This window comes from Streptomyces sp. NTD107 (genome assembly GCF_059510435.1).
In genome coordinates, this window is the sequence record NZ_JCAJZV010000011.1 from 149,874 (window position 1) to 175,305 (window position 25,432).

A 25,432-nucleotide genomic window follows, 5' to 3' on the forward strand; every position below is an offset into this window, starting at 1 on the left:
CCACCATGACCGATGAGAACGAGGAGCGGTTGCTGGACGGGATCGCGGACGCGTTCAGCCACCAGGCCCGTTCCCCGGTGCTGCACTCGCCGGCCGAACACGGCCTGGACTTCCAGGAGGTCACCTTCCCCTCGCGCGACGGGACGCCCCTGGAAGGCTGGTTCATCCCCGCGCCCGGCTCGGACAAGCTCGTCATCGCCAACCATCCGATGGGCTTCACCCGGTCCGGACTGCCCACGCATCTCGAACCGTGGCACTCGGTCTGGGCACCGAGCGGCAACGGGTTCGAGGTGGATCTCGTCCCCGACTACGCGATCCTGCACCGGGCCGGGTACCACGTTCTCGCCTACGACCTGCGCAACCACGGCCTCAGCGGCGCCGCCAACGGCGGCATCAGCTCCAGCGGGATCTTCGAGGCCCGCGACGTCGTCGGCGCCATCGAGTACGTGCGGGAGCGCCCTGACACCGACGGCGCGGCGATCGGCCTGTTCAGCCGGTGCCTCGGGGCCAGTTCGACGTTCGCCGCGATGAGTCGGTTCCCCGAGGCGTTCGAAGGGGTGCGCTGCCTGGTCGCCCCGCAGCCGGTGACCGCGCGCACCATCATGGGGCGGCGGCTGGCGGCCCTCGGCCTCCCCGGCCGCATCGACGACCTGGAACGGCGGATCGTCCTGCGCACCGGCATCGACTTCGCCGCCCGCAGCCCGCAGGAGTGAGCGAAGCACGTCAGCGTCCCGACGTACCTCTATCAAGTGCGCGATGACGTGCTCACCCACCCCGGCGATGTCCAGGCGATGTTCGACAACATCCCCGTCGCGCAGAAGCAACTCCAGTGGATCGAGGGGACGAAGGCCAGGTGGGACGGCTACCTGGAGTTCCAGCGCAGGCCGCGGCCTATGCTCGACTGGTTCGCCACCCACATGTCCTGACGGACCCTGGGAGAGGAAACCGATCGTGACCGCGACTCAGCCTCAGCCGCCCCGCGACGCGGACGCCCGCGACGCGGACGCCGCCGACGCGGAAGCCGTGCAGGCGCCGGAAATCGGGCCCCGTACCGGCGCCGCCCTCGTCTTCGGCTCCTCGGCGGCGGTGCTCGTCGTCGAACTGGTCGCGCTGCGGCTGCTGGCGCCCTATGTCGGGCTCACCCTGGAGATGAACACCATGGTGATCGGCATCGCCCTGTCGGCGATCGCCCTGGGCTCCTGGGCCGGCGGGCGCGCCGCCGACATGATGCCGCCGCGCCGCGCGCTCGGCCCGCTGCTGGCGCTGTCGGGGGTCGTCGTGGCGCTGACCCCCACCCTCGTACGCCTGGTCGGCGCGGCCGAGGGCTCGGCGGCGCTGCTGGTCGGCGGGTTCTGCCTGTTTCTGCCGGCCGCGCTGCTCACCGCCGTGACGCCCATGGTCACCAAGCTGCTGCTGGTCGATCTGGAGGCGACCGGCACGGTGGTGGGGCGGCTGTCCGGGATCGGCACGGCGGGCGGCATCGCGGGTACGGTGCTCACCGGCTTCGTCCTCATCTCCGTCATCCCGGTCAGCGTCATCCTGCTCGCCCTCGGGGCGATCCTGCTGGTGGCCGGGGTGCTCGTCGACGCCTCGGTGCGCTCGGTACGGGAGCGGTGGCGCGCCCGGCGGGTGGTGGTGGCGGGGGTCGTCGTGGCCGGCAGCGTCGGGGCGGGCGTGGCCGTCCCCAGCGGCTGCGACGCGGAGACCCGCTACCACTGCGCGGCGATCCTGCCGGACCCGGACCGGGAGAGCGGCCGGACCCTGGTCCTCGACGGGCTGCGGCACTCGTACGTCGACCTCGATGACCCCGAACACATCGAGTACCCCTACACCCGGGCGATCGCCTCCCTCGTCGACACCGCCTACCCGGCGGGCGAGGCGCTGGACGCGTACCACCTCGGGGCGGGCGGGCTGACCATCCCCGGCTACCTGGAGGCGGTGCGCCCCGGCTCCACCAGTGTGGTGTCGGAGATCGACGCGGGGGTGATCGAGGTCGACCGGACGTGGCTGGGGGTGGAGCCGGGCGACACGCTGGAGGTGCGGGTGGAGGACGGCCGGCTCGGCCTGCGGCGGATCGCCACCGGCTCGCGCGATCTGGTGGTCGGCGACGCCTTCGGTGGCGTGAGCGTGCCGTGGCACCTCACCACCCGGGAGGCGGTCGCCGACACGCGGCGGGTACTGCGCCCCGGCGGCCACTACGTCGTCAACATGATCGACTACGGCGACGCGGCGTTCGCCCGGGCCGCCGTCCGTACGCTGCTGGCGGAGTACGATCACGTCGCGGTGGCGGCCGAGCCGACCGCCTTCGACGGCACGGGCGGCGGCAACTTCGTGGCGGCGGCCTCGGACGCCGCCCTCGACCCGACGGCATGGAACGAGCGCATCGCGGAACGCGGCACCGACTGGCGGGCCATCGACGGCGCCGAGCTGGCGGGGTGGGTCGGCGGCGCTCAGGTCCTGACGGACGACTTCGCCCCGGTGGACCAGCTCCTGACGCCGCACCCGCGGCGCGGATCGTGACGCCCGCCGGGGCGGGGTTCAGCCGCTGACGTTGATGTTGGAGTTGCCGCTGCTCTGGTAGCCCTCGGTCGCCATGATCATGTAGTAGTTGAAGGCGCCGAGGTTCATGCCGTACCGGGCCCAGGCGTCGAAGTGGTTGCCCGTGGTGATGGTGCCGCCGACGCGCTTGGACTGGCGGACGCTCCAGTACTGGGGGAAGGTGCGAGTGCCTTCGACGGATGGCGCGTTGTAGCGCATGGTGCGGTACACGTCGTACGTACCGCCGTCACTGCTCACGGTGCCCTGGTAGGTGCCGGTGGGCCGGTAGGTGCCCCAGCTGTCGACGATGTAGTACTCGACGAGCGGGTTGGCCGTCCAGCCGTACAGACACAGATAGCCGTTGCCGGACGGGTTGAAGCTGCCGGAGTAGTTGACGTTCCGGCGGCTGCCGTTGGGCCAGCCCTTGCCGCACACGAAGTTGCCGGTGTTGCTCCAGGAGGTGCTGTAGTTGCCGCCGTTGCCCAGGGTCATGGACACGGTGCCCTGGGCGTCCGTCCAGAACGAGTAGTAGAAGCCATTGTGCGTGCCGGTCTGGTTCTGGGTGATGGTCTGCGCGTGGGCGGTGCCCGGCAGCAGCAGGGTGGCCGCCGAGCCGGCCAGGGTGAGGGCGCCGGCCCGGGTGAAGAAACCTCTGCGGCTGAGGCGGCCGGCGGCTAACGCGGCGTCGCTGGAGTTGTCCTCGTGCATGCTTCCTCCTTGTGGGGGTTGCGGGCAGTGTTGGCGGGGCGGGGGAGGCTGTCAACCGAGCGCGTCGGCCGTTCACGGCGGGGACTGGGTGAGCAGGAACCAGGTGCCGTACGCGCCCGAGGACAGCGCGGCGGCCGTCAGCACGCCGGCGGTGGCCGGGCGGGGGAGCCGGGCCAGCCAGCCGGCCAGGGGGAGCAGCAGCGCGAAGGCCGGCATCAGCAGCCGGGGGCGGGAGGAGAAGTAGCTCTCGCTGACCAGGGCGGTGGCGACGATCACCAGGGTGTACACGAGGACGGGCAGCGGCTGCCGCTGCCGTACGCACTGGATCAGCAGTACGGCGACGGCCGCCACCACCGCGGTCAGCAGCAGGCCGTGGCCGGGGTCGGTGCGCAGCCGTTCGGTGACGAAGCGCAGGAACCCGGCGCCGCCGTCGAAGCCGTTGCCCCAGTCCTTCTGGACGTCGAAGTAGCCGGTGGGGCTGCCCCGGCGCAGCCCCACGTACGCCACATAGCCGAGCCAGCCGAGGGGGGCCAGCGCCATGGCGGCCAGCACCCGGGGCCGTACCCGGCGGCGCCGCCACAGTTCGAGCGCGCCGCCCGCCAGCACGGCGGCGGCCACCGCGACGCCGGACGGCCGGGTGAGCCCGGCGGCCACCGCGAGGGCGCCGGCCGCCCACCAGCGTCCGGTGAGCACGGCGTACAGCGCCCAGGCGGCCAGCGCGGTGAACAGGGTCTCGGTGTACGACATGGACTGTACGAACGCGGGCGGCACGGCGGCCCACAGCACGACCAGCACGATGCCCACGGCCCGCCGCCCGTCCGTCAGGTGGAGGGCGACGGCGTAGATGCCCCAGGCCGCGGCGAGGGAGGCGGTCCAGCCGACGACGAGTCCGGCGTCGTGGGCCTGGAGGGGGAGGACGGCGCCGACCAGGCGTTCCAGGGCGGGGAAGAGCGGGAAGAACGCGAGGTCGTGTTCGGCGCGGCCACCGATGTACTCGGTGTGCCCGTAGCCGTCGCCGGCGATCCGGGCGTACCACAGGGAGTCCCAGCGTTCGGCGAGCATGTGGTGGATGCTCTTGCCCTCGGCGGCCGTCCAGATCGCCAGGATCAGCAGCCCGACGGCGCGTACCGCCGCGTAGGCGAGCAGCGCCGGGGCGGCGGCGGACAGGGCGGTACGGGCCCGGGCGCGCGCGGGGCGGACGGCGGGCCCGGTGGTGGTGGTGCGGTCGGCGGCGGTCACGGGCCGGTGGGCCCGGTCCGCCGCAGCAGCAGCCGCCAGGGCAGCAGGGCGGCCTCCAGCTGCACGGCGGCCGACATCTTGGAGGTGCCGTGCCGGCGCTCCTCGAAGCGGATGGGCACCTCGACGGCGGAGCAGCCGGCCCGGACGGCGGCGTGCTTGAGCTCGATCTGGAAGCTGTAGCCGGCGCTGCGGGTGTGGTCCAGGCGCAGTGAGGTGAGGGCGCCGGCCCGCCACAGCACGAAGCCGGCCGTGAGGTCGCGCAGCCCGGTGCGCAGTACGGCCCCGGCGTAGCGGTTGGCCCAGCGGGACAGCAGCCGGCGGTGTACGGGCCAGTCGCCGGTGAGCTGCCCGCCGGGTACGTAGCGGCTGCCGATGACGAGGTCGGCGCCGGTGGCCCGGGCGCTGCCGAGCAGTTGCGGGATGTGCCGGGGCGGGTGGCTGCCGTCGGCGTCCATCTGGAGTACGTAGTGGGCGCCGCGGGCCACGGCGGCGGCCATCCCGGCGGCGTACGCGCGCCCGAGACCGTCCTTGGCGGCGCGGTGCAGCACCTGGATCCGGCCGGGGTGCCGCCGGGTCAGTTCGTCGGCGATCCGGCCGGTGCCGTCGGGGCTGGCGTCGTCGACCACCAGCAGCCGCAGTCCGGGCAGCGGCAGGTCGAGCAGCTCGGCGGCGATGCCGGGCAGGCCCTCGGCCTCGTTGTAGGTGGGCATGACCACGGTGACAGAGACTTCCGCGTCCCGATCCCGGCCGTCCGCAGCTGCCATGTGCTCACACCCCTGGATGTCCGAGAGCAGGCCATAGGTATGGTCTCGCCTGGAATGGGGTGATGCCTGCCGCTGCGGGGCAGTCGGGTGACGCCGGCCCGCGGGTCGCACGCCCGGCCGGCCCGGGACGGCCCGGGACCGGCGGCGACAGGCGTGCGGGATCTAGGAGGTGCGGGCCGCGAAGAAGGCGCGCAGGTCCTCGGCGAGGACGCCGGGGGCCTCCTGGGAGAGGAAGTGACCGCCTCGGTCGAGTTCGCGCCAGTGCACCACGTGGTGGTCGCGGTCGGCCCAGCGGCGGATCGTCACATCACGGGCCGACACCAGCACGCCGGTGGGTACGGTGCCGCGGGCCGGCTCCCGCGACCAGTCGGCCGCCGACATCTCCTCGTAGTAGATCTGCGCCGCCGAACCGGCGGTTCCGGTCAGCCAGTACAGCGAGACATTCGTCAACAGCCGGTCGCGGTCGATCGGCAGCTCGGACAGCTCGTCGAACTTCTCCGCGATCCACGCCAGCTGGCCCACCGGTGAGTCGTGCAGCGCGTACCCCACGGTCTGCGGGCGCTTGGAATTGCACTGGAGATAGCCGTCGTTGACGTTCCGCATCGACTCCCAGCGGCGCCGCTCGGTCTCGGTGAGGCCGTCCAGTTCGCCGTCCTCGCCGGCCGGGAAGGTCAGCAGGGCGTTGAGATGGATGCCCAGCACCCGCTCAGGGGCCTGCCTGCCGATCGCGGGGGCCACCCACGCACCGGTGTCGTACCCGTGCACGCCGAACCGCCCGTACCCCAGGCGGGACATCAGCTCCAGCAGGACGCCCGCCATCCGTGCCGCGTTCATGCCGGGGCCGGCCAGCGGGGTGGAGAAGCCGAAGCCGGGGAGGGAGGGGATGACCAGGTGGAAGCCGGCCAGCGGGCCGATCAGGTCCAGGAAGTCCGTCACCCCGCCCGGCCAGCCGTGCAGCAGCAGCAGCGGGGTGGCGTCCGGGTCGGCGGAGGGGAGGTGCAGGAAGTGGAGCTGCTGGCCGTCGACGGTGGTACGGAACTGCGGGTGCCGGTTCAGCCCGGCCTCCCGCGCCCGCCAGTCGAAGCCGGTGCGCCAGTACTCGGCCAGTTCCTTCAGCCGCGCCAGGGGTACGCCCCGGGACCGGCCGACGCCGGGGAGTTCGGCGGGCCAGCGGGTGTTCGCCAGCCGGGCGGACAGGTCGTCGAGGTGGGCCTGCGGGATGTCGATACGGAAGGGGTGGATCGTCGTCATGAGGGAGACGGTAGGGAGGTTTGAGGACACTTTCTGTCCTCAAGTCGGGGAAAGAAAGCGCTTCCTACCTGTTGACCCCGGCCTGCGCGCTCGCTTTGACTGTGCGCGGCCGAGCGAGAGGGAGTGGATGGGTCATGAGATCCCGGGCATGGTGGATACGGGGCTGCGCGGGCGGCCTGACCGTCGCGTTGCTGACCGGTGGTGCGGGGGCGGCGGTCGCCGCGGAACCCGTACCGGAGCCGAACGCCGAACAGGTCTGGCAGGCCATCACCTTCGGCCAGTCCACCGACCTCAACTTCGCCTCCAATGTGCTGCCCGAGAAGGTCGGCACCAACTACGCGGCGCCCGAGCACCCCGGCACCATCGACGGGAAGATCGTCGTCGAGAGCCGGGGCGGCAAAATCGCCCCCGGACACGACGGTCTGACCTTCTATCAGACCGCCCTCGACGCCCACACCACCAACTTCGTGCTCACCGCCGACATGACCGTCGAGCAGTTCGGGCCCGAGACCGGCGCCGCCCCCAACTCGCAGGACAGCGCGGGCATCATGGTCCGCGACGTCAACGGCGCGCCCCGCCAGGACCCGATGGTCGCCGGCTTCGAGGAAGTCCCCGCCGCCTCCAACATCTTCGGCGTCGGCATGATGCGCCAGGGCATCAGCGGCCTCAGACGCACCGGGGTCACCGAGCCGTGGGGCAACCCGGGCAGCGCCCTCGCGGCCACCGCCCTCACCACCGACTCCCGCTACACGCTGCCCACCGGAACCCCGGTCGCGCTGCGCCTGGAACGCACCGACACCGAGTTCGTGATGTCCGCGACCTTCACCCATGCCGGGGAGCCCGCCACCTTCGAACAGCGGGTCACCGGCGCCGACTGGGTCCAGGACATCGACCCCGACCACATGTACGTCGGCTTCTACGCCGCCCGTAACGCCAAGGTGTCCTTCGAGAACGCCCGCCTCGAACTGAGCGACGCGCACACCCAGCCGCGCCCGCCCACCGAGACCACCCCCGTACCGCCGGCCCTCGCCCTGCTCTCCCCGCCCGACACCAGCACCAGCACCTACACGCTGCGGGCCCGGCCCACGGTCGGCGGGACGCTCACCGTGACCGACGCCGACGGGAAGAAGGTCGCGCGGAAGCGGGTCGAGGCGGGCGAGGTCTTCTCGCATCCGGTGCGGCTGCACGCCGACCGGACCGCGTTCACCTTCGGCTTCGCCCCGGACGGGGGCGGTTCGCCGCTCACCCAGCCACTCACCGTCACCCGCAGCGCGTACGGTGAACGCGGCGACGGCGCCGTCATCCACGCCGCGCCCACCGGCACGGCCGCCGATCCCGGCACCGCCGCCCGTCCCGTGGACCTCGCCACCGCGCTGCGCTTCGTCGCCCCCGGCGGCCAAGTGCTGCTGCACGGCGGTACGTACGAGCCAGCCGGCTCGCTCAGCATCGGCGCCGCCTACAGCGGGCTGCCCAACAAGCCGAAGACGGTGAAGCCGTACCGTGGCGAGCAGGTCGTCGTCGACGGGCGCGGCGCGCTTCCGGTGGTGCTGCGGCTGGACGCCGACCACTGGCGGATCGAGGGGTTCCGGATCACCCGGGCGGCCAGCAACGCGCTGCGGATGAGCGGCAGTCACAACACGATCAGCGCGATGACGTTCAACTACAACAGCGACACCGGCTTTCAGATGACCGGCAGTGGCGACGACCCGGCGTACTGGCCCTCGCACAATCTCATCACCGGCTGTGAGTCGCACGACAACCGGGACGCCAGCGACATCAACGCGGACGGTTTCGCGGCCAAGCTGGGGGTGGGCGCGGGCAATGTGTTCCGGGGGAACATCGCGCACCACAACATCGATGACGGCTGGGACCTGTACAACCGCACCAACGAGGGCGCCAATCTGCCCATCACCCTGGAGAACAACGTCGCCTATGCCAACGGCCGGCTCTCCAACGGCTACAACGAGGACGGCAACACCGGCAACGGTTTCAAGCTCGGCGGCGAGGGCCTGCCGGTCGACCATGTGGTGCGCGGGAACATCGCGTACGACAACAACATGGACGGCTTCTCGGACAACTTCAATCCGGGGCGGCTGACCCTCACCAACAACACCGCCTTCGACAACAAGCGGTTCAACTATCTGATCCGCTTCAACCCCTACGTCACCCCGGAGGAGCAGGGCGTCTACCGCGACAATCTGTCCTTCCGCACGGCGGGCGGCCGGGGCGGCGCCGAGCCGGAGACGGACTTCATCTCCGGGGACGTCGACCGCACCAATGTGCTGTGGGACGGGGAGCGGGCCGGCAACGCGGACGGTACGACGGTGGCGACGGCCGCCGACTTCCGGTCGCTGGACCTGCCGGAGCGGTACGCGCGCGGGCGGGACGGGACGCCGCAGCACGGCGACTTCCTCCGTCCCACGCAGCGCAGCCCGCTGAACCGGGCCGGCACGGGCCGATCGGTGATCGGGGCGCTGGACGGCTCGCGGCGGTAGGGGCTGCCGGCGGTGCCCGGGCCTTGGCCAGGCCGGCCGGCGGGTCGGCGGGTCGGCCGACCGGCCCGGGGGGCCGGAGGCCGGTACGGCGAGGCCTCTGGCCTCGGTCCCGGCCTCTGGCCTCGGTCCCGGCCTCTGGCCTCGGGCCTCTGGCCTCGGTCCCGGCCTCTGGCCTCGGGCCTCGGGCCTCGGGCCTCTGGCCTCGGGTCCCGGTCCCCGGCCCTGGTCCCGGGTCCCGGTCCCCGGCCCTGGTCCCGGGCCCTGGTCCCGGGTCCTGGTCCCGGGCCCTGGTCCCGGGTCCTGGTCCCGGGTCCCGGTCCCCGGCCCTGGTCCCGGGCCCCGGCCCCTGGCCTCGGGCCCCTGGCCTCGGGCCCCTGGCCTCGGGCCCCGGCCCCCGGCCCCTGGCCTCGGGCCCCGGTCCCCGGCCTCGGGCCCCGGCCCCGGCCCCGGCCCCCGGTCCCGGTCTCGGGTCCCGGTCTCGGGCCCGGACCTGGCCTCCGGCCAGTGCCCAAGTGGCCCCCGTCGAACGGGCGTTGGTTTCCCTCGTCGGTGTCTGGTGTCCGACCGCGCCGGTGCTCGCCGTTCCCGCGCCGCACGCGCGGTGTCTTCCGGGGCGCGGGGTGCAGCAGGTAATGCGCCCCGGGCCCCGGCCATGTCCCGCCGCAGGCCGGGGGAGGCGTGGGCCCGCCGCAGGCCGACCGGACAGGCGTCGGCGTCCAGCGCCGGCGCCGGCGCATCGCCCCGTCAGCGTCGGGCTGCGCCGCACCATGACGGCGCAGCACGACGCCGCGCCGTCATGGTGCGGCGGCCTCGGCGTCCGGTGGTGTGTCGTTGTCCGTCGACGGGGCGCTTCGCCCCGGGGGTTCCGCGCGGTTGTCGGTCAGGGTTCGTCCGGCTGCCGCCCCCGCCCCCGCCCCCGTGGGCCGGCGATACGGGCCACCCCCAGGGCCGCGAGGTCCTGGGGGCGCAGGTGCAGGGTGTCCGACAGGGCCGGAACTTGATCGGGTGGCAACTTCAGGATGGCGGCGGCCAGTTCGGGGGCGATGACCGAGAAGTAACTGTCGGGGGTGGCCCAGGTGTTGCCGGCCGCCGCCAGGGCCATCGCCCCGCCCGAGCCGCCCTCGCCGATCAGCAGCGAGGTGAGCGGCACGGGGGCGGTGGCCACCGCCATGAACGCGTCCGCGATGGCCGGGCCGGCCCCGGCCCGTTCGGCGGCGGCGTCGTTGGCGGCGCCCGGGGTGTCGATGAGGGTGAGGATCGGCAGCCCCAGTCGCCCGGCGAGCCGGATCACCCGGCTCGCGGTGCGGAATCCGGCGGGCGTGGTGGCCGTACCGCACTGCGCCACATAGGCGATGGCCCGCCCGTCACGCATGCCGATGCCGCAGCGCAGCCCGGGGTCGGCACCGCCGGTCCGGTCGCCGCTGAGCGGCAGCCGGGACCCGAAGTACGCGTCCAGGTAGGCGTCGGCGCGCGGGCGTCCCGGGTCGCGGGCCGACTGGACCGCCGCCCAGCCGGTGGCGGGCAGTGGGGTGTCGGTCAGCGGCGCGGGGGGCGGCGGGGTGCCGTCGTACGGGCGGGTCAGCGCCGTCACATAGCCGGTGAGCGTGGCGCGCAGGTCGCCCGGTGCGACGATGGCGTCGATCTGGCCGGTCGCCAGCTGGCTCTCGGCGGTGTACGCGGCCGGGTCGGCGCCGGCCGGCCTGACGCGTGACCCGGCGAACCCGACCTGGGCGCCCGGCAGTCCGATCACCACATCGGCGCCGCCGCCCAGCACCGCCCAGCCGCCGCCGGTGGTCGGGTCGCACAGCACCGCCAACTGCGGCAGCCCGGCGCCCCGCAGCGCCGCCGAGCGGCGCGCGACCCGCTGCAACTGGGTGAGCGCCCGCATGCCTTCCTGCATCCGGCTGCCGCCGGTGGCGATCAGCGAGACGAGCGGCACCCGTTCGGCCAGCGCCGCCGCGTACGCCGCCTCCAGCCGGTCCCCGGTGCGTTCGCCGAGCGAGCCGCCGAGGTAGCCGAAGACGAACGACAGCACCACCACCCGTACCCCGCCGAGTTCCGCCGTGCCGACCAGCACCGACTCGTCCTCGCCGGTGCGTTCGGCGGCACGGGCGCGCACCGCGTCGTAGCCGGGCCAGCCGATCGGCCCGTCGAGCGGCTGGGCGCGCCGCTCGACGGGGAGTTCGGTGAAGGTGCCGGGATCGGTCAGGGTCCGGATCAGGTCACGCATGCGGGGCTCGTTCCATGATGTTCTCCCATGTCGTCGCGGGGCGGGGCCGGCGGACAGCGCACCACCTGGACCATGATGCGCTCGGACGGCGGGGGGCGGCTCCCGCCGAATGACCGAAAGGACGAGGACCCGCACGCTCGGATCACGGGTCGCGGCCCTGGCCGGGTCCGCCCCGGCCGACGCCACTCAGAAGTACAACTCGGCGGTCGGGAGGTCAGACCACGGGCGACGCAGTGGCCCAGCGGGGCCGCCCGCCCGGCCGTCTCCGCCGGCCGCGTACTGAACCTTTCCCCGGGCCGGTGCGTGGAGTGGGGGAACGCCCCGTCACGCTCCGCCAGTTGATGGAAAGGACGCAGATGCGCACGCTCACGTCCCGGGCAGCCGCTGTCACGGTCGGCCTGGTCCTGCTCTCGGGGGCCACCGTCGCCACGGCCGGTGCCGCCTCGGCGCACCCCACCGGCGTGGAGGCCGCCGCCGGCGATTTCTACTCCTCGTACCTCTTGTGCCAGACCCAGGGCAACCGGCTGGCACAGCAGGGGAAGATCATCGGCTTCAGCTGTACGGAGGGCATCCCGGGCGTCTGGGAGCTGAGGACCTGGTGACCGTCCGGCGGTGATCCACGGGAGGGCGGGGTCCTGCGCCCGGCCGTCCTCGCCGCGCGGTCAGGAGTGCCCGAGTACGGCCCGCAGCCGGTCGGCGAGGGCGGCGGTCTCGGCGGCGGGCGGGGCGAGGACGCCGTTCTCCGCCATGAGGGCGTGGAACTGCTGCCGCTGGTAGGGGACATCGGGCGGCAGGCCGGCGACGTGCCAGTGGAGGTGGGAGTTGCCCTGCTGGCTGCCCAGCGACAGCAGATAGGTGCGCTCCGGGGCCAGCACCTCCTCGACGGCGAGCGCCGCCCGCCGCACCACCGCCATCATCCGCAGATAGCCGGCCTCGTCGAAGTCCCGTACCGCGTGTTCGAGATGGGCCTTGGGGGCGACGAGCAGCTTGCCGGGCAGGGTGGGGTAGCGGTCGAGGAAGGCGATGTGGTCGTCGTCCTCGTACACGGTCTCGTGCCGGTAGCCGGGGTCGCCGGCGAGAAAGGCGCAGATGAAGCAGGGTCCGCGCCGGGCGCGTTCGGCGTAAGTCGTCGGGTCCCATGCCATGGCCGGCTCCTCCGCTGCGGGGGGGCGGGTGGCGCGGCCCGGGGTCCGCCCGGCCGCGCCACCGCGCTGTCCGTCAGAGGGTAGCGATCCGCCGCAGGTCGGCCACCACGCCGTGGGTCGCGTGGGCGACTTCGGGCGCGGTGGTGGGGCCGCCGGTGTAGCCGATGACCGGCATGCCGGCCGCCAGTGCCGCGTCCACGCCGGCCGGGCTGTCCTCGATCACCAGGCAGCGGTCCGGTTTGACGCCCATCTCCCGGGCGGCGTGCAGAAACAGGTCCGGGTCGGGTTTGCCACGGGCCACGTCCTGCGCGCTGAAGATCCGGCCCGCGAAGCGCGGCCACAGCCCGGAGTGGGTGAGGGAGTGCCGGATCCTGGCGTGGTTGCCGCTGGAGGCGACGCAGTACGGCAGGGCGCGCGCGTCCAGGGCGTCCAGCAGCTCTGCGACGCCTGGCATGGTGTGCGGGGCGGCGGCGAACGCCTCGCTGACCCGGGCGTGGTAGGTGGCCAGCCAGTCGGGGCCGATGGGCGCGGTGGCATGGGTACGCAGCTGGTCGTAGAGGTACGACTCGGGCCGTCCCAGGAAGCGTGTCCGCACCTCCTGCGGGGTGAGTGGCCAGCCGGACTCGGTGGCCATCTCGGCGACCACGGCGGGGCCGATGGTCTCGGTGTCCACCAGGACCCCGTCGCAGTCGAAGATCACCAGATCCACGGTGTCGTTGATCAAGACCGGGCCGCCTTGATCGAGTCGAGGGCGGCGGTGACGACGGCTTCGGCGGTCATGCCCTTGGCCGCCAGCGCGTCGCCGGCCGAGGCGGACAGGCCGAAGTCGTCGATGGTGACGGTGGTGCCGGCCTCGCCCAGCAGGTCGTGCCAGCCGAACGGCGAGGCGGCCTCGACGACGACCCGGGCCCGTACGGCGGGCGGCAGCACCGTCTCACGGTAGTCGCGGTCCTGGGCGAGGAACCAGTCCTTGCTCGGCACCGAGACGACGCGGGCGAAGACGCCCTGTGCGGCGAGCAGTTCGCGGGCGGTGAGGGCGAGGGCGACCTCGCTGCCGCTGGCCAGCAGCAGGACGTCGGTGCCGTCGGTGCCGTCGGCGACCACGTACCCGCCGCGCGCCACCCCCTCCCGTACGGCCTGCGCCGGGGTGGGCAGCACCGGCAGGCCCTGCCGGGCCAGGACCAGGCCGACCGGGCGGTCCTGGCCGAGCGCGGCCAGCCAGGCGGCGGCGGTCTCGGTGGCGTCGGCGGGGCGTACCACGGCCAGTCCCGGCATGGCGCGCAGCGCGGCCAGGTGCTCGATCGGCTGGTGGGTGGGGCCGTCCGCGCCCAGCGCGACGGAGTCGTGGGACCAGACGTGGATCACCGGCAGCCGCATGAGGGCGGCCAGCCGCAGCGAGGGGCGCTGGTAGTCGCTGAAGACCAGGAAGGTGCCGGCGAACGGGCTGTCGTAGCCGACGATGGCGATGCCGTTGAGGGCGGCGGCCATGGCGTGCTCGCGGACTCCCCAGTGGATGTTGCGGCCGTCCGGGGTCTCGGGGAGGAAGGACCCGCCGCCCTTGACGGTGGTGCGGTTGGAGTCGCCGAGGTCGGCGGAGCCGCCCCACAGCCGGGGGAGCGCGGCGGACAGCGCCTGGATGACGGTGCCGGAGGCGTCGCGCGGGGCGATGGAGGTGCCGGGGGTGAAGTCGGGGAGGGCGGCGGCGAGGTCGGCGGTGCCGGGCAGCGTGATGGCGTGCGTGCGGGCGGCGGCGCGCTCGGGGTGGGCGGTGGCCCAGCCGGCCAGCGACTCGTCCCAGGCCCGGCGCAGTTCGGCGCCGCGCGCCAGGGCGGTGCGGGTGTGGGCGAGGACGTCGGCCGGTACGGTGAACGGCTCGGCGGCGACCCCCAGGCGCTGCTTGGTGGCGGCGACCTCGGCGGCGCCGAGCGGGGCGCCGTGCGCGGCGGGGGTGTTGATGGCGTTGGGGGCGGGCCAGGCGATCTGGGACTTGAGGATGATCAGCGAGGGCCGGTGCCGCTCGGCCCTGGCCTGGGTCAGGGCGGCGTCCAGGGCGCCGGTGTCGATGTCGCCGTCCGCGCCGAGGCCGACCAGCCGGACCGCCCAGCCCTGGGCGGCGAACCGGGCGCCGGTGTCCTCGTGGGTGGCGAGGTCGGTGCCGCCCTCGATCTGGATGCTGTTGTCGTCCCAGATGACGACGAGGTTGTCGAGCTTGTGCCGGCCGGCGAGCGCGCCGGCCTCGTAGGAGATGCCTTCCTGGAGGTCGCCGTCCGAGGCGAGCACCCACACCGTACGGTCCGGGAGGCCGGCCTCGGCGGCGCCGGCCAGCCGGTGCTGGTCGCGCTTGAGGGCCATGGCCATGCCGACCGCCGTGGCGACGCCCTGGCCGAGCGGTCCGGTGGTCATCTCCACCCCGGCGGTGTGGCCGAGTTCGGGGTGTCCCGGGGTGAGGGAGTCGAGCTGCCGGAAGCGCCGCAGGTCGGTCAGCTCCAGTCCGTAGCCGGTCAGATACAGCTGGGTGTACTGGAGGATGCTGGCGTGGCCGCAGGACAGGATGAACCGGTCCCGGCCCTCCCAGGCGGGGTTGGCCGGGTCGTGCCGCAGGTGCCGCTGGTAGAGCAGGTGCGCGACCGGGGCCAGGGCCATCGCCGTACCGGGGTGACCGGAGCCGGCTGCCTCGACGGCGTCCATGGCCAGGGCGCGGGCTACCGCGACCGCCTGGCGGTCGGCTGGGCCGAGTATGGATCCGGTTCCGGTCACGGCGGGCTCCTCTGTGAGCTACGAGATCATGTCGTCATGATGACTTGAGACAACGTAACTCATGGGTCTTCGCCGTCGCTAGGGAGTGATTTGTCCCTTTTGTACGGAGTTGGTTGAGGGGATCTGTCCCATTCCGGAAGCTTCCGGGAAGCAGTACGGTTACAACGAATTGACCTATTGACGTCCTCTGGGTTTCTAGTCATCATGACGTCTCGACGACACGTTCTCAGTGAGGAGGCGGCGGTGGCCGAGCACAAGTACGCCCAGGTGCGCGACCATCTGCTGAACCGGGTGAACGATCTCCCGGTCGGCGGACAGCTGCCGCCCGAGGCGGCGCTCTGCGAGGAGTACGCAGTGAGCCGCATCACACTGCGGCGGGCCGTCGACGAGTTGGTCAACGACGGATATCTGATCCGCCAGCACGGCAGGGGCACCTTCGTCAGCCGGCCCCGCTACGCCCTCAAGCACCGCGAGAGGTTCGTCAGCGAGGTCACCGGCTTCTTCACCCAGATGACCAGGCAGGGCCACACCGTCACCTCCGAGGTGCTGGCCCAGAAGCGGATGCGGGCGGGCACCAGGCTGGCCGCCGCGCTCGACATCTCGCCGGCCGCGACGGTCATACGGCTGGAGCGGCTGCGCCGGGTGAACGGGGCCACCCACCACCTCGCCGAGTCATTCGTGGCGGAGGAGCGGTTCCCCGATGTGCTGGGGGCGGACTTCACCGCCACCTCCCTGTACGCCCACCTGCGCGCGCACCACGACGTGGTGCTCACGCGCAACGAGATCGTCGTCGGCCTGCACACCTGCGACGGCCGCGAGGCCTATCTGCTGGATGTGCTGGACGGATCACCGCTGCTGCTGGCCACCTCCACGGTCTTCGACCTGGAGCGGCGGCCGGTGGTCCACGGGACGTCGAAATTCCTGCCCGAGAGCGCCGAGCTGTCCTTCGACATCATCGCCGACGCCGACTAGCACGACGAGCACGACGAGCACGACGAGCACGACGAGCACGAGAGATCACGGAGTGAGTGCCATGCTCAGCGAACTGCTGACCGAGGAGAAGATACGTTTCTCCGCCGACCGCCTCAGCTGGCGGGAGGCGGTGACCCAGGTCGCCGAACCTCTGCTGACCGCCGGTGACATCACCCCGGCCTACGTGGACGCCATGATCGCCTCCATCGAGGCGGGCGGCACGTACATCGATCTCGGCTTCGGCATCGCGCTGGCCCACACCCGTCCCGAGAAGGGCGCGGTGCGCACCTCGATCTCCATGCTGCGGCTGGAGCAGCCGGCCCCGCTGCTCGACCAGCCCGAGCACGCCGTCGATCTCTACTTCTGCTTCGCGGCCGTCGACGCCACCGCGCACACCCAGGCGATGTCCTCCCTGGCCCGCATCCTGTCGGACACCGACACCCGGGAGGCGCTGCGCGCCGCCCGCTCGGCGGCCGATGTCACCCAGCTCATCAGCGAATTCGAGGAGAAGAAATGAAGTTCCTGGCGATGTGCAGCTCGGGCCTCGGCTCCAGCTTCATGGTCCACCTGAACATCGAAGAGGTGCTCGGCGAACTCGGCATCAGTGGCGTCGAGGTCGACCACACCGACATCGGCTCCGCCGGACCGGAGAGCGCCGATGTGTTCTTCGTGGCCAAGGACCTGGCGGACACCGCCGCCGGCCTCGGTGACGTGGTGGTGCTGGAAAGCATCATCGACAAGGAGGAACTGCGCGAGGCGGTCAAGTCGGCCGCCGTGCGCAAGGGCCTGCTGTAACCCCTGCCCCTGCCCCCACTTCGCTGTCCCCCCGCTCACTCCCCATCCACAGCAAGGAACGTCTGTCCACTGCTGACGTCACCTGCATCGCGACCTGAGCCCATCGTCGTGCCGTAGAAAGGCGCCAACCGTGAACGGCTTCCTCAACACCCTCGTGGACATATTCCGCGAGCCCTCGGTCATCATCGGCCTGATCGCTCTGCTCGGTCTGGTCCTCCAGCGCAAGTCGGTCTCCGACACCCTCAAGGGAACGATCAAGGCTTTCGTCGGGTTCCTGGTGCTGGCGGCCGGCGCCGGCGTGGTCTCCGGGGCGCTGACCCCGTTCGGCGACATGTTCCAGCACGCCTTCGACGTGCAGGGCGTGGTGCCCAACAACGAGGCCATCGTGGGTACGGTCCTCACCGACTTCGGCACCCAGGCCGCGCTGATCTTCTTCTTCGGCATGGTGGTGAACGTGCTGCTGGCGCGCTTCACCCGGCTGAAGTACATCTACATGTCCGGCCATGTGGCGCTGTACATGGCCGCGATGATCGCGGTGATCCTGATGGCCAACGGCTTCGAGTCGTGGGAGGCCGTGCTGTGGGGCTCCCTGGCGCTGGGTGTCATCAACACCGTCTCGCCCGCCCTGGTGCAGCCGTTCATGCGCAAGGCCACCAAGCAGGAGAACGTGGCGCTGGGCCACACCGGTAACTTCGGTATCGCCACCTCGGGTCTGGTCGCCAAGCTGACCAAGGGCGACGCGAGCAAGTCCACCGAGGACATCAAGATCCCCAAGGGTCTGGGCTTCCTGCGTGACACCACGGTCGTCATCGCCGTCTCCATGGGCATCATCTACCTGCTGGTCACCCTGATCGCCGGGCCCAGCTACGTGGAGAGCGAGCTGAGCGGCGGCCAGTGGTTCCTGATCTGGGCCATCATGCAGGCCGGTATGTTCGCCGCCGGTGTGACCATCATCCTGGCCGGTGTCCGGGTGGTGCTCGCCGAGATCATCCCCGCCTTCAAGGGCATCTCGCAGAAGCTGGTCCCCAACGCCAAGCCCGCCCTGGACGTGCCGATCGTCTTCACCTTCGCCCCCAACGCCGTGCTGATCGGCTTCCTGGCCAGCTTCGCGGCCGGTCTGGTCGGCATGGGCGTCCTGGCGGCCGTCGGCGGCACGATCATCATCCCGGGCATCGTGGCGCACTTCATGACCGGCGGTGCCTCCGGCGTCATCGGCAACGCGGTCGGCGGCCGGCGCGGCGCGGTCCTCGGCTCGATCGCCAACGGCCTGCTGATCACCTTCCTGCCGCTGCTGATCCTGCCCCGCCTGGGCGATGTCGGCCTGGCCAACTCCACCTTCTCCGACGCGGACTTCGGCGTCGCGGGCTTCCTGATCGGGAACGCCGCGAACTGGACGCACGCCGCCGTGATCGTGCTGGTGCTGGCCTCGCTGGTGGGTCTGCTGGTGGGCAGCGCGCTGATCACGCGGCGCGAGCGGCAGCTGCCGCCGCCCCAGTCCACCGAGAACGACGGGACCCCGGAGCCGGAGCGCCAGCCCGCCTCCTGATCCGGCCGGCCCTCGGAAACGGCCCGGGCCCGTACGGTACGTACCGTACGGGCCCGGGCCGTTGTTGTGCGGCGGCCGGCGGGGTTAGTTGCCGCCCGTCACCGCGTCCGACAGCAGCGGGACCACCAGGTCCAGGGCGTAGGGCAGGGACAGCACCGTGTTGGTGGCGAAGGCCAGCGAGATGTCCTCGTCGTCCAGGATCAGCGCGCGGCCGTCCTTGACGGAGGGGATCGCCTGGTAGAGCGGGTCCTCGCTGATCTCGGTGGCGGCCACGCCGATGGGGGAGACGATGGTGACATCGGCGTCCAGCAGGTCCAGCCGCTCCTTGGAGACGGACACGAAGAACTCGTCACCCGCCAGCTCGTTGATGGCGGGGCTGTTGGTGAAGCCCAGCGCCTCCACGAAGTCCACCCGGCCGCCGCCGCGCACATAGGCGCCGTAGCCGCCGGAGGTGTACGACCCCACCACGATCGTCTTGTCCGCGAACTCGGGGTGCTCGGCGGCGGCCTGCGCGAACGCCGCCTCGGTGTCGGCGATCAGCCGCTCCCCGGCGTCGGCGCGGCCCAGCGCGGCGGCCGTCATGGTGACCTGGTCGCGCCAGGAGATCTTGTACTGTTCGGCGCCGGCCGGGACACCGAGGGTGGGGGCGATCCGGCTGAGCATGTCGTACCGCTCCTGGGAACCGCTGGAGTTGAGGTCCAGGATCAGATCCGGTTCCAGCTCGGAGATCCGCTCCAGCTCGGGCTCCATGGTGCCGATCAGCTCGGGGGCGGTGTCGTACATGCCCTCCGCCCAGGGGCCGACCCCGTCGCCGCCGAAGGCCAGCCAGTCGCTGGCGCCGACCGGCTGCACGCCGAGCGCCAGCGCGGTCTCGGCGTCGCCCCAGCCGAGCGCGACCACCCGCTGCGGTTCCTCCTCGACGGTGATGTCGCCGAAGGCGGTGGGGATGGTGACGGGGAAGGCACCGTCGCTTGCCCCGGGGGTGGCGGCGGCGTCATCCTTCCGGGCGTCGTTCTTCCCGGCGTCGTCGCCGGAGCCGCAGGCGGTGAGGGGCAGGGCGAGCGCGGCGACGGCGAGCAGGGCCAGGCGCAGGCGGGGCTTGTGTCTCATGCGAATGAGGTTAGCCTACCCTTACTTGCTGGAGTGGTGCCGCCCCATCGGTACGACCATCGGCGTCCCGGAGACCGGGTCCTGGACGAGGGTGCAGCGCAGCCCGAACACCTCGGAGACCACCGTCTCGGTGACCACCTCGGCCGGCGGCCCCTCCGCCACGATCGTGCCGTCCCGCATCGCCACCAGATGATCGGCGTACCGGCAGGCCAGATTCAGATCGTGCAGCACCACCACGACGGTGGTGCCGGCCGACTTGTTGAGATCGGTCAGCAGATCGAGCACCTCCACCTGATGGGTGATGTCCAGGTACGTGGTGGGCTCGTCCAGCAGCAGCAGATCGGTGCCCTGCGCCAGCGCCATCGCGATCCACACCCGCTGCCGCTGGCCGCCCGACAGCTCGTCCACCGCGCGGTCCGCCAGCTCCGCCACATCGGTGGCCTCCAGCGCCTCGGCCACCGCCCGCTCGTCCTCCTCGCTCCAGCGCCGGAACCAGCCCTGATGCGGATAGCGGCCCCGGCCCACCAGATCGGTGACCGTGATGCCGTCGGGCGCCACCGGGGTCTGCGGCAGGATGCCGAGCGTGGTGGCGACCTCGCGGGTGGGGCGGGAGTGGATGCTGGCCCCGTCCAGCAGCACCGTGCCGGAGGCGGGGGTCAGCAGCCGGGCCAGGCCGCGCAGCAGGGTGGACTTCCCGCAGGCGTTGGGGCCCACGATCATGGTGATGCGGCCCGGCGGTATCTCCAGGGAAAGGCCCTTGACCACCTCGTTGCGGTCATAGGTGAGCCGGAGATCCTCGGTGCGCAGAGTGTGCTGAACGGTCATGGGCTGGGGTTCTCCCTTGTACGGGCCGGGGGCGCGGACATGGCTCAGCCGCCCCGGCCGACACGGTTGGCGGTGGCCAGCAGCCACAGCAGATACGGGGCGCCGACCACGCTGGTGACCACGCCCACCGGAATCTGGTGCGGGCCGAGCCAGTGCTGGCCGAGATAGTCGGAGACCAGCACCACCAGCGCGCCGGTGAGGGCGGCCGGCAGCAGCGCCGGGTCCTGGCGGCGCAGCAGGCCACGGGCGATGGGGCCGCAGACGAAGGCGACGAAACCCACCGGCCCGGCGGCGGCGGTGGCGACACCGGCCAGCGCCACGGCGCACAACAGCAGGGCGACCCGGGCCGGTTCGGTACGGGCGCCCAGGCCGGTGGCGGTGTCCTCGCCGAGCTGGAGCGCGGGCAGGGCACGGGCGGCGAGCGCGGTGAGCGGGATCAGCAGGGCGAGCGCCAGCAGCAGCGGGCCGGCCTGGTCCCAGGAGCGTCCGTTGAGCGAGCCGGCCAGCCACACCATCGCCTGCTGGGCGACCATGGTCTCCGAACGGGTCATCACATACGAGATCACGCTGGTGAGCGCGGCGGCTACGCCGACGCCGATCAGCACCAGCCGGTAGCCGGTGACGCCGCGCCGCCAGGCCAGCGCGTAGATCAGCACGGCGGCGGCCAGCGCCCCGGTGAGCGCGGCCAGCGAGACGGCCGGGCCGCTCAGCCCCAGCAGCACGATGGCGATGACGGCGGCGGCGCCGGCCCCGGCGCTGATGCCGATCACATCGGGGCTGGCCAGCGGGTTGCGCAGCAGGGTCTGGAAGATGGCCCCGGCCAGTGCGAACGCGACGCCCACCCCGGCGGCGGTGACGGCGCGCGGCAGCCGCAGCTCCATGATGATGAACTCGGTGCCCCGGCTGCCGCCCCCGGTGAGCGTGGCCAGCACCTCGGGCAGCGGGATCGATCGGTCGCCGGTGGCGAGGGAGAGCAGGAACGCGGCGAGCGCGGCGGCCAGCAGTCCGGCGCAGACGCCGAGGGTGCGCCGCTGCCGGGCCCGGCGGGCGCGCCGTACCGCTGTGGTCGCCGGGGTGACCGGGGTGACCGGGGTGGCCGGGGTCGCGGTCGCCGTCACAGCCCGGCCGTCTTCCGGCGCCGCACCAGGGCGATGAACGGAGGTACGCCGATCACCGCGGTCACGATGCCGACCTGGAGTTCGCCGGGGCGGGCGATGAGCCGGCCGACGATGTCGGCGGTGAGCAGCAGGGTGGGGGCCAGCAGCGCCGAGTAGGGCAGGATCCAGCGGTAGTCGGGGCCGGTGAGGGCGCGGGCGAGGTGTGGGACGACCAGGCCGACGAAGGCGATGGGCCCGGCGATGGCGGTGGCCGTGCCGCACAGCAGGACCACGGCGCAGGCGGCCAGGCCGCGTACGGCGCCCACGCGCTGGCCCAGCGACCGGGCGGTGTCGTCGCCCAGGCTGAGGGTGTTGAGCCACCGGCCGCTGAGCAGCGCGCAGGCCGCGCCGGCCGCGATGAACGGGGCGGCCTGGGTGAGCAGCCCGTCCTCGGTCCTGGTGAGGGCGCCGACCTGCCAGAAGCGGTACTGCTCGAAGGCGTCGTTGCTGGAGAGGATGATGGCGGTGGTGAGGGAGCCGAGGGCGGCGGTGGTGGCGGCGCCGGCCAGTGCCAGCTTGATGGGGGTGGCGCCCTCGCGCCCCAGTGAACTGACCCCGTAGACCAGGGCGAAGGCGCACAGCGCGCCGGCGAAGCCGAACCAGACATAGCCGCTGAGGGTGTCCACGCCCAGGGAGTGGATGGCGACGACGACGAACAGGGCCGCGCCGGCGTTGACTCCGAGGATGCCCGGGTCGGCCAGCGGGTTACGGGCCACCGCCTGCATGACGGCCCCGGCGAGGCCGAGCGCGACCCCGGTCAGCAGGCCGATGACGGTGCGCGGGACGCGTACCTCATGAATGATCAGCTGCTGGGTGTCGCCGGGGTCGTAGTCGGTGAGCGCCTGCCACACGGTGTGTACGGGGATGTTCGCGGTGCCCAGGGCGAGCGAGGCGGCCACCGCGAGCAGCAGGGCCGCGGCGGCCGGGAGCAGTCCGGCGGCGAGCAGCGGGCGGCTGCGCGCTGACGGCGCGGCCGTCTCGGTGCGTATGCCCATGTGTCTGATCGTGTCTGTCTGTGCGCCCGGCCATTCAAGTTAGGGAAGGCTACCCTAATGATGGCTAATAGGTCACCTTGAGATCGGCGAGATCCCCGTCCCAGGACGCCGGATCCCACAGCCCGGAGCGGCGCAGCGCGTTGGAGCAGTGCAGAAACACCTCGTCGGTGCGCACGATCAGGGCCAGCGCCGGGCGGCGGCCCTTGAGCGCCATCCGGTCGAAGAACTCCCCGTCCCGCACCAGGGTCGCCCGGCCGTTGATGCGCAGCGTCTCGCCCAGGCCGGGGATCATGAAGACCAGCCCGACCTGCGGATTGCTCAGCACATTGCGCCAGCTGTCCACCCGCCGATTGCCCAGCCGGTCGGGTATCGCGATCGTGGAGTCGTCCAGCACCTGCGCGAACCCGGGCGGATCGCCACGTGGCGAGACATCGCAACTGCCGTCCGCCGCCGAGGTGGACAGGACACAGAACGGCGACTTGGCCAGCCACTTCCGCTCGAACTCGCCCAGCTCCCGCTTCACCTTGTCGATCACGACCGGGTGCGGGGTGCCGATGATCTCGGACAGTTCGTCGGCGGAGGTCACCGCGTGCTCGTACGTCATCCGGCCGATGCTCTCACCCGGCCCCCGACGGGGGTACGGGCGGGTGGGGGCGTGTAGGGGTGGCTCAGCTCTCCCGGCGCCCGTACCGCTGCTCGAACTTCTGGACCTGACCCTCGGAGTCCAAAACCCGGGCCTTGCCCGTGTAGAACGGATGGCTCTCCGAGGAGATCTCCACATCGATGACCGGATAGGTCTCCCCGTCGTCCCACTCAATGGTGCGGTCGCTGGTGGCCGTCGACCGGGTGAGAAACGCGTACCCGGCCGAGCGGTCCCGGAAGACCACCTGCCGATAAGGGGGATGGATGTCCGATTGCACGGTTCCTCCCGGACTGGGGCGGCTGCCTCCCTTCATGCTCGGCGCCACAGGACGCCCCCGCAACCGGAACGGTCTACGCCGCGTCGGCCGCCCCCCGCTCCTGGCCGCCCGCTCCGGCGGAGCGCTCGTACTCCGCGCGGGCCGTCTCCAGTAACTGCCGCCAGGAGGTGACCGTGGGCCGCCGGCGCAGCAGCGCCCGCCGTTCCCGCTCGGTCATCCCGCCCCAGACCCCGAACTCGATCCGGTGATCCAGACCGTAGGCCAGGCACTCGGTCTTCACCGGACAGCCGGTGCACACCGCCTTGGCGCGATTCTGCTCAGCTCCCTGGACGAACAGTTCGTCCGGATCGGCCTTGCGGCAGATCCCCTGCTTGCTCCAGTCGGTTTCCCAACTCATGCCGGTGCCGTCCTCCCACGGTCTCACGACCATTCCCAGCTGAGGACGTTACGGAATGCGACGGCATGGCAACACCCCCAGTCGGTCCCATCTGGCATGGCCCAATGGGACTATGCCAACGGCCAAGTCACCCGCAGGAGTGACAGCAGAGGTATCTGGGACAGGGCGCGACACCCGGAGATAGGGTGACGGGTGCCCCGCACCCCCAGGAAACGTTCGTGCCTGCCACCACACCCCCACCGACCGCACCGCTCCGCTGCCCGCTGTGCCGGCAATCACTGCGCCGTCAGGACACCATCCTGCGCTGCCCCGGGGGCCACACCTTCGACATCGCCCGGCAGGGCTACGCCAGCCTTCTGACCGGGGGCAAGGCCCCGGCCGGCGCCGACACCCAGGCCATGGTCGCCGCCCGCGACGCCTTCCTGACCGCCGGGCACTACGCCCCGCTGGCCCGCGCCCTCGCCGAGGAGAGCGCCGGGGCACAGGTTCCCCCGCGGGGGACCGTTCTGGACGCCGGCACCGGCACCGGCTACTACCTGGCCACGGTCCTCGACAGCCTCCCCGAGGCGCATGGAATCGGCCTGGATCTGTCCAAATATGCGCTGCGCCGCGCCGCCCGCGCCCACCCCCGGCTGACCGCCGCCGTCTGGGACGTCTGGCGCCCGCTGCCGCTGCCGGACGCGTCCGTCGATCTCCTCATCAATGTCTTCGCCCCCCGCAACGGCCCCGAATTCCACCGCGTGCTGCGCCCCGGCGGCACCCTGCTGGTGATCACCCCCACCGCCCGCCACCTGTCGGGACTGCCCCGCGAACGCCTGGGCCTGCTGGCCATCGACCCCGCCAAGGACGAGCGGCTGGCCCGCACCCTGGGCGGCCACTTCGAGCAACGGGGCAGCCAGGTCGTGGAGTACCGGGCGGACCTGCCACCCGAGGACGTGGCGAACCTGATCGCGATGGGCCCCTCCGCCCACCACCTGAACACCGACGCCACCCGCACCTGGCTCACCGAACAGCACGCCCCGGTCCCCGTCACGGTCTCGGTCACCCTCTCCCACTACCGCCCCAGGGGAGCGACACAGCAAGCGGCGCAGACCCACCGGCCGTAGACGTGCGCGGCCCGCCGGCCGGCGGGCAGGTCCCCACCGGCACGGTCACCGCCATCCTCGCCCCGGCACAGGATTTGAGCGGTTCGCCCACCGTATTGACGCCGGTCAACGGACCCTCTGTCGTCCATGAGGAGAGTTCCACCGTGGGGGAGGTGATGGAAGAACGGGGAGAGGTGGCGTGCCGCAAGCCGGCCTACGAACGGCTGCGCGACGCGGCCCTTACCCCAGTGGAGTCGTTGGCGTTCGTCCGCTCTCTGGTGGAGGACAGTGCGACATGCCTGCCGGCGAACCCGACTTGAGCGCCGCTGTGCGGCGCGCGAGCAACTGCGGCAATGCCAGTGGCGGCCAGCCCCTGGAGGTCGCGGACGGTTTCCCCGGCGTGGTCCCGGTCCGTGCCCGACTGCCGCTGCGGACAGGGCAGACGGGGCCGCCGGGAGCCGCTGACGGCTGATGGTGGCGCACGGGAGTGCGCCGACAGCGGA

At 72.3% G+C, this 25,432-nt stretch carries 25 protein-coding genes; 10 read left to right on the forward strand and 15 right to left on the reverse strand.

Annotation, left to right across the window (positions count from 1 at the left end):
* Positions 1-5 precede the first annotated feature (5 nt).
* Genes AC5WRL_RS21580 through AC5WRL_RS21590 form a run of 3 tightly spaced genes read left to right on the forward strand, consistent with a single transcriptional unit; the run spans position 6 to position 2,520 of the window.
* Positions 6-713, forward strand: coding sequence for an alpha/beta hydrolase (locus tag AC5WRL_RS21580; RefSeq protein ID WP_496090265.1), 708 nt, complete (start codon positions 6-8; stop codon positions 711-713).
* Between the two features lie 36 nt (positions 714-749).
* Entirely contained in the window at positions 750-926 is a 177-nt protein-coding gene (locus AC5WRL_RS21585; protein WP_496090266.1) for a hypothetical protein, read from the forward strand.
* Between the two features lie 25 nt (positions 927-951).
* Positions 952-2,520: a fused MFS/spermidine synthase gene (locus AC5WRL_RS21590; protein ID WP_496090267.1), complete on the forward strand. Its 1,569-nt coding sequence runs from the start codon at positions 952-954 to the stop codon at positions 2,518-2,520.
* Between the two features lie 18 nt (positions 2,521-2,538).
* Here AC5WRL_RS21590 and AC5WRL_RS21595 read toward each other — a convergent pair whose 3' ends face one another.
* The 4 genes from AC5WRL_RS21595 to AC5WRL_RS21610 form a co-directional block, all read right to left on the reverse strand.
* A complete protein-coding gene (locus tag AC5WRL_RS21595; protein WP_496090268.1) occupies positions 2,539-3,246 on the reverse strand; it encodes a glycoside hydrolase family 11 protein in 708 nt (235 codons plus the stop codon).
* A 72-nt stretch (positions 3,247-3,318) separates the two neighbouring features.
* Positions 3,319-4,485 carry a putative hexosyltransferase gene (locus AC5WRL_RS21600; protein ID WP_496090269.1) on the reverse strand — a complete coding sequence of 389 codons (1,167 nt, stop codon included), beginning with the start codon at positions 4,483-4,485 and terminating at the stop codon, positions 3,319-3,321.
* On the reverse strand, positions 4,482-5,249 hold the full coding sequence (locus AC5WRL_RS21605) for a polyprenol monophosphomannose synthase (RefSeq protein ID WP_496090270.1): 768 nt from the start codon (positions 5,247-5,249) through the stop codon (positions 4,482-4,484). Before AC5WRL_RS21605 ends, AC5WRL_RS21600 begins: the two co-directional genes overlap by 4 nt.
* A 162-nt stretch (positions 5,250-5,411) precedes the next feature.
* Complete coding sequence (locus AC5WRL_RS21610) at positions 5,412-6,500, reverse strand: epoxide hydrolase family protein (RefSeq protein ID WP_496090271.1); 1,089 nt, start codon at positions 6,498-6,500, stop codon at positions 5,412-5,414.
* Between the two features lie 134 nt (positions 6,501-6,634).
* Between AC5WRL_RS21610 and AC5WRL_RS21615 the strand changes: the two genes are divergently transcribed.
* Positions 6,635-8,995, forward strand: coding sequence for a right-handed parallel beta-helix repeat-containing protein (locus AC5WRL_RS21615; RefSeq protein WP_496090272.1), 2,361 nt, complete (start codon positions 6,635-6,637; stop codon positions 8,993-8,995).
* Positions 8,996-9,875: 880 nt separating this feature from the next.
* Here AC5WRL_RS21615 and AC5WRL_RS21620 read toward each other — a convergent pair.
* Positions 9,876-11,225 carry a carboxyl transferase domain-containing protein gene (locus tag AC5WRL_RS21620; protein WP_496090273.1) on the reverse strand — a complete coding sequence of 450 codons (1,350 nt, stop codon included), beginning with the start codon at positions 11,223-11,225 and terminating at the stop codon, positions 9,876-9,878.
* Positions 11,226-11,581: 356 nt separating this feature from the next.
* On the opposite strand from AC5WRL_RS21620, the gene AC5WRL_RS21625 reads away from it, so the two are divergent.
* Positions 11,582-11,827 carry a hypothetical protein gene (locus AC5WRL_RS21625; RefSeq protein WP_496090274.1) on the forward strand — a complete coding sequence of 82 codons (246 nt, stop codon included), beginning with the start codon at positions 11,582-11,584 and terminating at the stop codon, positions 11,825-11,827.
* 60 nt (positions 11,828-11,887) lie between these two features.
* Here the strand turns inward: AC5WRL_RS21625 and AC5WRL_RS21630 are convergent, their stop codons facing one another.
* The 3 genes from AC5WRL_RS21630 to tkt all read right to left on the reverse strand — a co-directional run bounded on the left by AC5WRL_RS21630 (position 11,888) and on the right by tkt (position 15,127).
* Positions 11,888-12,370, reverse strand: a complete 483-nt coding sequence (locus AC5WRL_RS21630; RefSeq protein WP_496090275.1) for an HIT family protein — start codon at positions 12,368-12,370, stop codon at positions 11,888-11,890.
* A gap of 73 nt (positions 12,371-12,443) precedes the next feature.
* On the reverse strand, positions 12,444-13,094 hold the full coding sequence (locus AC5WRL_RS21635) for an HAD family hydrolase (RefSeq protein ID WP_496090276.1): 651 nt from the start codon (positions 13,092-13,094) through the stop codon (positions 12,444-12,446).
* Entirely contained in the window at positions 13,091-15,127 is a 2,037-nt protein-coding gene (gene tkt, locus AC5WRL_RS21640; RefSeq protein WP_496090277.1) for a transketolase, read from the reverse strand. Before tkt ends, AC5WRL_RS21635 begins: the two co-directional genes overlap by 4 nt.
* Positions 15,128-15,370: 243 nt before the next feature.
* Between tkt and AC5WRL_RS21645 the strand changes: the two genes are divergently transcribed.
* From AC5WRL_RS21645 to ulaA, 4 genes are all read left to right on the forward strand, one after another.
* The gene (locus AC5WRL_RS21645) at positions 15,371-16,099 is read left to right on the forward strand and encodes a GntR family transcriptional regulator (RefSeq protein WP_496090278.1); all 729 of its coding nucleotides are present in this window, start codon (positions 15,371-15,373) and stop codon (positions 16,097-16,099) included.
* 61 nt (positions 16,100-16,160) lie between these two features.
* Positions 16,161-16,616 carry a PTS sugar transporter subunit IIA gene (locus tag AC5WRL_RS21650; protein ID WP_496090279.1) on the forward strand — a complete coding sequence of 152 codons (456 nt, stop codon included), beginning with the start codon at positions 16,161-16,163 and terminating at the stop codon, positions 16,614-16,616.
* The gene (locus AC5WRL_RS21655) at positions 16,613-16,894 is read left to right on the forward strand and encodes a PTS sugar transporter subunit IIB (protein WP_496090280.1); all 282 of its coding nucleotides are present in this window, start codon (positions 16,613-16,615) and stop codon (positions 16,892-16,894) included. Before AC5WRL_RS21650 ends, AC5WRL_RS21655 begins: the two co-directional genes overlap by 4 nt.
* A 130-nt stretch (positions 16,895-17,024) precedes the next feature.
* Positions 17,025-18,440, forward strand: a complete 1,416-nt coding sequence (gene ulaA / locus AC5WRL_RS21660) for a PTS ascorbate transporter subunit IIC (RefSeq protein WP_496090281.1) — start codon at positions 17,025-17,027, stop codon at positions 18,438-18,440.
* An 84-nt stretch (positions 18,441-18,524) separates the two neighbouring features.
* Here the strand turns inward: ulaA and AC5WRL_RS21665 are convergent, their stop codons facing one another.
* From AC5WRL_RS21665 to AC5WRL_RS21695, 7 genes are all read right to left on the reverse strand, one after another.
* Complete coding sequence (locus AC5WRL_RS21665; protein WP_496090282.1) at positions 18,525-19,550, reverse strand: iron-siderophore ABC transporter substrate-binding protein; 1,026 nt, start codon at positions 19,548-19,550, stop codon at positions 18,525-18,527.
* A 21-nt stretch (positions 19,551-19,571) separates the two neighbouring features.
* Positions 19,572-20,375, reverse strand: a complete 804-nt coding sequence (locus AC5WRL_RS21670; RefSeq protein WP_496090283.1) for an ABC transporter ATP-binding protein — start codon at positions 20,373-20,375, stop codon at positions 19,572-19,574.
* Positions 20,376-20,419: 44 nt separating this feature from the next.
* On the reverse strand, positions 20,420-21,493 hold the full coding sequence (locus AC5WRL_RS21675; RefSeq protein ID WP_496090284.1) for a FecCD family ABC transporter permease: 1,074 nt from the start codon (positions 21,491-21,493) through the stop codon (positions 20,420-20,422).
* Positions 21,490-22,527, reverse strand: a complete 1,038-nt coding sequence (locus AC5WRL_RS21680) for a FecCD family ABC transporter permease (RefSeq protein ID WP_496090285.1) — start codon at positions 22,525-22,527, stop codon at positions 21,490-21,492. Before AC5WRL_RS21680 ends, AC5WRL_RS21675 begins: the two co-directional genes overlap by 4 nt.
* Positions 22,528-22,591: 64 nt before the next feature.
* The gene (locus AC5WRL_RS21685; RefSeq protein ID WP_496090286.1) at positions 22,592-23,131 is read right to left on the reverse strand and encodes an MSMEG_1061 family FMN-dependent PPOX-type flavoprotein; all 540 of its coding nucleotides are present in this window, start codon (positions 23,129-23,131) and stop codon (positions 22,592-22,594) included.
* 64 nt (positions 23,132-23,195) lie between these two features.
* The gene (locus AC5WRL_RS21690) at positions 23,196-23,447 is read right to left on the reverse strand and encodes a type B 50S ribosomal protein L31 (RefSeq protein WP_496090287.1); all 252 of its coding nucleotides are present in this window, start codon (positions 23,445-23,447) and stop codon (positions 23,196-23,198) included.
* A 73-nt stretch (positions 23,448-23,520) separates the two neighbouring features.
* Entirely contained in the window at positions 23,521-23,844 is a 324-nt protein-coding gene (locus AC5WRL_RS21695) for a WhiB family transcriptional regulator (RefSeq protein WP_496090288.1), read from the reverse strand.
* A 218-nt stretch (positions 23,845-24,062) separates the two neighbouring features.
* On the opposite strand from AC5WRL_RS21695, the gene AC5WRL_RS21700 reads away from it, so the two are divergent.
* Entirely contained in the window at positions 24,063-24,950 is an 888-nt protein-coding gene (locus AC5WRL_RS21700; protein WP_496090289.1) for a putative RNA methyltransferase, read from the forward strand.
* Positions 24,951-25,432: the final 482 nt, after the last annotated feature.

Bases quoted from the DNA above. Each gene is read 5' to 3' on its own strand.
- AC5WRL_RS21665 (WP_496090282.1), bottom strand. From the start codon at position 19,550: ATGAGACACAAGCCCCGCCTGCGCCTGGCCCTGCTCGCCGTCGCCGCG.
- AC5WRL_RS21680 (WP_496090285.1), bottom strand. From the start codon at position 22,527: ATGGGCATACGCACCGAGACGGCCGCGCCGTCAGCGCGCAGCCGCCCG.
- AC5WRL_RS21620 (WP_496090273.1), bottom strand. From the start codon at position 11,225: ATGCGTGACCTGATCCGGACCCTGACCGATCCCGGCACCTTCACCGAA.
- AC5WRL_RS21580 (WP_496090265.1), top strand. From the start codon at position 6: ATGACCGATGAGAACGAGGAGCGGTTGCTGGACGGGATCGCGGACGCG.
- AC5WRL_RS21685 (WP_496090286.1), bottom strand. From the start codon at position 23,131: ATGACGTACGAGCACGCGGTGACCTCCGCCGACGAACTGTCCGAGATC.
- AC5WRL_RS21695 (WP_496090288.1), bottom strand. From the start codon at position 23,844: ATGAGTTGGGAAACCGACTGGAGCAAGCAGGGGATCTGCCGCAAGGCC.
- AC5WRL_RS21655 (WP_496090280.1), top strand. From the start codon at position 16,613: ATGAAGTTCCTGGCGATGTGCAGCTCGGGCCTCGGCTCCAGCTTCATG.
- AC5WRL_RS21650 (WP_496090279.1), top strand. From the start codon at position 16,161: ATGCTCAGCGAACTGCTGACCGAGGAGAAGATACGTTTCTCCGCCGAC.
- AC5WRL_RS21615 (WP_496090272.1), top strand. From the start codon at position 6,635: ATGAGATCCCGGGCATGGTGGATACGGGGCTGCGCGGGCGGCCTGACC.
- AC5WRL_RS21605 (WP_496090270.1), bottom strand. From the start codon at position 5,249: ATGGCAGCTGCGGACGGCCGGGATCGGGACGCGGAAGTCTCTGTCACC.
- AC5WRL_RS21595 (WP_496090268.1), bottom strand. From the start codon at position 3,246: ATGCACGAGGACAACTCCAGCGACGCCGCGTTAGCCGCCGGCCGCCTC.
- AC5WRL_RS21625 (WP_496090274.1), top strand. From the start codon at position 11,582: ATGCGCACGCTCACGTCCCGGGCAGCCGCTGTCACGGTCGGCCTGGTC.
- AC5WRL_RS21610 (WP_496090271.1), bottom strand. From the start codon at position 6,500: ATGACGACGATCCACCCCTTCCGTATCGACATCCCGCAGGCCCACCTC.
- AC5WRL_RS21670 (WP_496090283.1), bottom strand. From the start codon at position 20,375: ATGACCGTTCAGCACACTCTGCGCACCGAGGATCTCCGGCTCACCTAT.
- AC5WRL_RS21630 (WP_496090275.1), bottom strand. From the start codon at position 12,370: ATGGCATGGGACCCGACGACTTACGCCGAACGCGCCCGGCGCGGACCC.